The sequence below is a fragment of the Candidatus Zixiibacteriota bacterium genome (assembly GCA_022865345.1).
In the GTDB taxonomy this organism is placed as follows: Bacteria; Zixibacteria; MSB-5A5; order MSB-5A5; family RBG-16-43-9; genus RBG-16-43-9.
In genome coordinates, this window is sequence record JALHSU010000127.1 from 1 (window position 1) to 6,059 (window position 6,059).

General features: G+C 40.5%; 6 protein-coding genes. All 6 read left to right on the plus strand.

Annotated features, from left to right (window positions below; translation table 11 throughout):
• A partial coding sequence (gene alaS, locus MUP17_05595; protein MCJ7458446.1) for an alanine--tRNA ligase occupies positions 1-2,491 on the plus strand: 2,491 nt, incomplete at its 5' end.
• A 166-nt stretch (positions 2,492-2,657) separates the two neighbouring features.
• Positions 2,658-3,401, plus strand: a complete 744-nt coding sequence (locus MUP17_05600; GenBank protein ID MCJ7458447.1) for a geranylgeranylglyceryl/heptaprenylglyceryl phosphate synthase — start codon at positions 2,658-2,660, stop codon at positions 3,399-3,401.
• A gap of 82 nt (positions 3,402-3,483) precedes the next feature.
• Entirely contained in the window at positions 3,484-4,083 is a 600-nt protein-coding gene (locus MUP17_05605; GenBank protein MCJ7458448.1) for a hypothetical protein, read from the plus strand.
• Between the two features lie 99 nt (positions 4,084-4,182).
• Positions 4,183-5,286 carry an XRE family transcriptional regulator gene (locus tag MUP17_05610; protein ID MCJ7458449.1) on the plus strand — a complete coding sequence of 368 codons (1,104 nt, stop codon included), beginning with the start codon at positions 4,183-4,185 and terminating at the stop codon, positions 5,284-5,286.
• A gap of 8 nt (positions 5,287-5,294) precedes the next feature.
• Positions 5,295-5,693 carry a hypothetical protein gene (locus MUP17_05615; GenBank protein MCJ7458450.1) on the plus strand — a complete coding sequence of 133 codons (399 nt, stop codon included), beginning with the start codon at positions 5,295-5,297 and terminating at the stop codon, positions 5,691-5,693.
• 30 nt (positions 5,694-5,723) lie between these two features.
• The coding region (locus tag MUP17_05620) for a transposase (protein MCJ7458451.1) at positions 5,724-6,059 on the plus strand (336 nt) is incomplete at its 3' end.

The window sequence follows — 6,059 nt, forward strand, 5'->3', positions numbered from 1 at the left end:
GAACCAGTTCAAGAAGCTCATCTTAGGACTGGAGAAAAGGGATTACAACAAAGCTGCCTCGTCTCAGAAATGTATTCGGGTCTCTGGTAAGCATAACGATCTGGAAGAGGTGGGGAAAGACACCTATCACCATACTTTTTTTGAGATGCTGGGCAACTGGTCTTTTGGGGATTATTTCAAAAAAGAAGCCATTATTTATGCCTGGGAATTTTTGACTGAAGTGTGCAAGCTTCCCAAGGAAAAACTCTGGGCAACTGTTTTCACGGAAGATGACGAATCCGAGAAATTATGGTATGAGAATACGGATATCAAAAAAGGGAGGGTTTTAAGGTTCGATGCAAAGGAGAATTTCTGGGAGATGGCAGAAGTTGGTCCTTGCGGGCCCTGCTCGGAGATCCATTATGACCGGGGGAAAGAATATAGCTGTTCCAAACCAGACTGCGGAGTGAACTGCGGGTGTGGAAGAGTGATCGAGGTCTGGAATTTAGTCTTTATGCAGTATTACAGAGATGAAAATGGTAAGCTCACTGATCTGCCGTCGAAAACTGTTGATACTGGAATGGGTTTCGAGAGATTGACCGCTCTTTTACAGAACGTAGATTCAAATTACGATACTGACCTTTTTCAACCCATAATCAGAAAAACAGAGGAGATCTCCGGACAAAAATATAAGGAATCCCTTCATTCTGACTCGTTCCAGGTGATTGCAGACCATATCCGGGCTTTGAGCTTTGCCATTGCAGATGGGGCATTTCCTTCAAACGAGGGGAGAGGTTATGTACTAAGAATGATCCTCAGAAGAGCAGCTTGGCACGGCAGACTGTTAAATTTACGTAAACCTTTTCTCTTTAAGCTCTCAGAAGTAGTGGTTAACTTGATGGGCGAGGTCTATCCTGATCTTAAGGATAAGAAAGAATTAATCTCTCAATGGATAAAATCTGAAGAAGAAAGATTTGAAGAAACATTAGATTCGGGGATTGGGCGTTATGAAGTAGTTAAAGAGGAGGTTTTAAAAAAAGGTAGCAAAACAATTTTAGGTAAGGAAGCTTTTAATTTAGAGGCTACTTATGGTTTCCCTATTGAGCTAACTCAAGCTATGGCTGAGAAGGATGGCCTTTCCGTGGATATAGAGGGATATAAAAGAGAATTAGAAAAACATAGAGTATTGTCTAGAACCGTAGGAAAAGACCTTTCAATATCTTGGAACGTTCAAAAACCCCCAGAAAGCTTAGAAAAGATTCCTCCAACACAATTCACGGGATATGAAGATCGTCCGAGTATTGAATCTAAAGTTCTATTTGTGATAGTTAACGAGGAAGGTATTATTTTAGATAAAACTCCTTTTTATGCAGAATCGGGAGGCCAGATAGCTGACACTGGTGTGATTACTAATGAAGGTTTTGAATTTGAAGTTACTCATGTTGTTAAACATGGAAATCATATTATTCATTTGGGAGAAGTAAAAAGAGGTGATATTACTAAGCAGATAGGCAAAACAGTTCTTGCTGAAATTGATACAGAACGCCGCGAATCGATAATGCGCAACCATACTGCTACTCATCTTCTGCATAAGGCTCTTAGGGAAACTCTGGGTGAACATGTGCATCAGTCTGGTTCTTCAGTTGAGCCAAAAAGCTTCAGGTTTGATTTCACTCATTTTAAGGCTTTGACTGAGGATGAGCTAGAAAAAATAGAATATAAGGTCAATCAGAAAATCTGGGAGAATCTGGAGGTCAAAACATTTATCACAACTCTGGATGAGGCAAAAAAGCTTGGAGCAATGGCTTTGTTCGGGGAAAAATATGAGGATACAGTCAGGGTTGTAAAGGTAGATGAATATTCTATGGAGCTCTGCGGTGGGACTCATGTTAAAGCTACGGGTGAAATTGGTTTGTTCAGGATAATCTCAGAACAAAGTATTGCTGCCGGGATGAGGAGGATTGAAGCAGTAACCGGGAAGAGTGCCTATGAATTGGTTAAAGAGGAAGAGAAAACTTTGGAGGGACTCTCTAATATTCTAAAAGTGAAAAGAGAAGAATTAGGCAAAAAAGTGGCTGAGCTTTTGGAGAACAGCAGAGAAATGGAAAAGAGAGTAAAGCATGCTGAAGCAGGGAGTGCCAAAGACAAGATCAAGGAACTGTATAGGAATGGTTTTGACCTGGATGGGGTAAAGATAATCTCTTATCGGGATGATAGCGGAAATAGGGAAAATTTACTGAGTTTAGCAGATGCTCTGCGGGAAAGTCTGAAATCCTCAGTCGGAGTGTTCGCTACAGTCTCGGATGATAAGCTTTCTTTTGTTGCCTCGGTGACGGACGATTTGATAAAGAGAGGAATAAAAGCCGGTGACATAGTAAAGGAAGTGGCAAAACTGACTGGCGGAAGCGGTGGAGGGAAACCGCATTTAGCTCAAGCCGGTGGAAAGGATATAACCAAGTTAGATTTTGCTTTATCAAAGGTGCCGGAGATAATTAAAAAGATGTTGGAATGAGGAGTTTTGGAGTGCATTGACCGTGTCAATGCTTAAGTGCTGGTTGTTGGTCTCCAGACCAACAACCCCTCTTCGTCCCGCCTAAGCGGGACGAAAAGCAAAGGTAAAGCTGAAGTCTCAAGACCCTTGACGGCTTTACACTCCAGTCTCTGAATATGAGGGGAATTTGACAGTTTATCAAAGGTTATTAGGGGTCATAAAAAAGAAAAAGGCGGGTTTTTTAGTTTTGTTGGACCCGGACAGATTAAGCCCAAGAGAGATTTCCGATTTAGCCTTAAGAGCAGAAAAAGGTGGGGCGGATGGGATCTTGGTTGGGTCGAGTCTGCTTTTTTCAACTCATTTTGATGAGGCTATTAAAAAGATAAAGGGAAAAGTCAAGCTGCCGGTGATAATCTTTCCGGGGAATGCCAACCAGGTCTCAAAGTATGCGGATGCGGTATTGTTCTTATCCTTGATCTCTGGCCGGAACCCGAATCTCTTGATCGGTGAACAGGTGAAAGCCGCACCGGTGATAAAAGAGTTCGGCTTAGAGCCGATTCCTACAGGATATATGCTGATCGAATCCGGGAAGATGACCTCGGTCCAGTTTATGTCCGACACCCTGCCTATGCCTCCGAACAAACCGGATATCGCCTGTGCGCACGCTTTAGCAGCTGAATATTTAGGGATGAAATTAGTCTTTATGGATGCAGGCTCCGGTGCGGATAAATCTGTGCCTGATTTTCTGATTAAAGAGGTTAAAAAATTTATCACCGTTCCCTTAATAATCGGTGGAGGGATAAGGGACCCGGAAATCGCCAAAGAAAAAGTAAAAGCTGGAGCGAATCTTGTGGTGATAGGAAATACATTAGAAGAAAAAGGGGATGAAAGAGTTTTGAAAGAATTTAGCAAGGCGATACACCAAATGTGAGGAAATTAGGTGAGTTATCCTGAACAACTGTGAAAATCAAACTTTTCAAGAGATAAATGCAATTGAAAGGAGACAATTGAATATGAGGAAGCAGAATATATCTTTACTGATTTCTTTTGTGGCAACTGTAATTGTATTGTTGTTCATGATAATATCGTTATCAGCCTGTTGGTTAAAGGGAGGGACCTTTGTAATTCTCTCACTTACTCTTTTAGCTGTCATTTGGTATACTTACTTCACCTACCAGCTCGCAGTAAAAAAAGAACAGCCCGTAGTAGTGGCGGGAATTCATTATATACCAGAAGCTAAGGATGTTCGCATTGGTGTGGAGAATCCCACTAATCGCTACGCAGGAACTCGTGTATGGGTTCAGACGCAAGTATACGGACAAAATACGGATTTAGGCCCAGACTATTCGGGTCAAACCATATGGCATTTGACACCTCAATTTTCGATTGAAGGTCATTTTCCGCTAGAAAAACCATTACTCCAAATAGGCAAAAACTTCAATACAATGGTTAATGAAGCAAATGATGAGAATGCGAATCGTCAATTACGACTATCTCTCAAGGTTGAGTGGAAAGACGAAGAGGGAAATATCGGTAAATATCCTGAGCATTTCTGGTACTTTGATTTTAGAGGGAATGGTTTTGTTTACCAAGTGGGAGGTTTTAGAAGTTAATAATAAGCGCTTGTGTATTGTTACTCTGTGCCCTAAATAACGGTTTGACAACTCAAGCCCTTCAACTAAAATTATTAGAAATGAGAACAGAGGCAAATCATGACTAATGGTTTAGAATCTAAAAAAAGTGTTATTATTGGGGCTCAGTTGAAAAGAGCAAGGGATCTACTGCAGCTGACACCGGAAGACATAGCAGAAGAGATAAACGTTAAACCGCAGGATATAATCAATTGGGAAAAAGAGCAGTCAAGACCTACTTTGAAACAGCTTGAAGATTTGGCTGCACTTTATGGCAGAGAGATAGATTATTTCTTAAGAGAAACTCCTCATCCACCAGAAAAAATAGAATTTCGTGGAAAATCTGGACAAACTCTGAGAAATTTATCCAAAGAAACAAAAATTGTGCTGGCAAGATTTGACGAATTATGTCGAACAGTCTTCGAATTTGAAAATCTACTAAATAAGAGAAGGGAAGTTAAACTTCCGCACTTCGATAAAGCAGACACGCCGAAGGCAATTGCTCAAAGTATTAGGAGAATCTTTGATGCGGGGAATAAACCTTTGCCTGATTTGAGAAACTTATTAGAAAATAAGGGAATTCTTATCTTTGAGTTACCTGTTCCAGATGACGCTTTCTCTGGTTTTTCATTCTGGCATTCCGTGTACGGCCCATGTATTTTACTCAATGCTAAAGAACTAAAAGGAAGAAGAAATTTCACTTTAGCTCATGAGCTGTGTCATCTTCTTTATAGCCATGGGTCATCTCTTTGCTATGTTCACTTACAATTTGGACAACCTTCTGGGGGCTTAGAATATAAAGCCAACCAGATGGCAATAGAATTATTTCTACCTGAAGGAGGGATAAGGGAAGATTTTGAAAAACGAAATCTTTCAAGAAATCCATCAGAAAAACAATTAGCTCAAATGGCTTCAAAATGGGGTGTTAGCATTCAAGCACTGGGATATAGATTAGAGCATCTAAATCTAATAAAGAGTGGACTAACAGATAGAATTATGGAAAGTAAACCCAAATACTTTCGGCGTCCCAAGACCCCATCATGGGAAAGGCAACTTGGCAAGCGATTTGTGGACACTACTATTGAGGCTTATAAGAAAGGACACATTTCTTATGGAAAAGTTGCCGACGCTTTGAAGATCCCCATAAGAAAAGCCATGGAATTAGTTGAACAAAGAGAGAGCTAAAACTGAGTATGGATATACAGAAAAAATTATTTCAGTATGTTTTTGACGCATCTTCGTTAATAAATATAGAGAGAACTGGCAAAATGGCTTATCTACGACGACGGAGAGAAGAAATCTTAATACCTGAAAAAATAGCTAAGGAAGTTAACCTGCCACAATCTCCATTGCATAGATTTCTCATTAGATATCCTGAAGTAGTTACTTCCTTTCAGAATGGAGAGGATGAAGAATATTTATGGATTAGAAGCCAAGTTGGTATAGATGATGGAGAAGCAGCCGCCATGGCAATTGCTTTGAAGCGAAAGTTTACCCTCGTTATTGACGAAAGGGATACAAAGGCAACTGGGAAGGCGAAAAATCATGGAATTAAGACTTTAAGCTGGAAAGAGTTTTTGAGAGGAAGTTGATAAATCAAACCCCTACGATAAAGCGATTACATGTGTGAAATTCCAGAAAAAGAAAAACATCACCGCCGATCCATCAGATTAAAAGAATATGATAATTCGCATCCCGGGGCGTATTTTGTGACGGTATGTGCATATAATTGGAAACATCTATTCGGAGAAATTGTGAATAGTAAAATGAGATTAAACCGAATCGGGAAAATGATTCAATCGGTTTGGAGTGAATTGCCACAAAATTACCAAGGTGTTAATACTGATGCATTCGTGGTGATGCCAAATCATATTCACGGAATAATTGTTTTATCATCTGTAGGGGCAACCCCCTGTGGTTGCCCACCACCAGGGCAGGCACAGGGGCCTGCCCCTACA

Coding starts and splice junctions, on each gene's coding strand:
- MUP17_05605 (MCJ7458448.1), top strand. CDS start 3,484: ATGAGGAAGCAGAATATATCTTTACTGATTTCTTTTGTGGCAACTGTA.
- MUP17_05615 (MCJ7458450.1), top strand. CDS start 5,295: ATGGATATACAGAAAAAATTATTTCAGTATGTTTTTGACGCATCTTCG.
- MUP17_05610 (MCJ7458449.1), top strand. CDS start 4,183: ATGACTAATGGTTTAGAATCTAAAAAAAGTGTTATTATTGGGGCTCAG.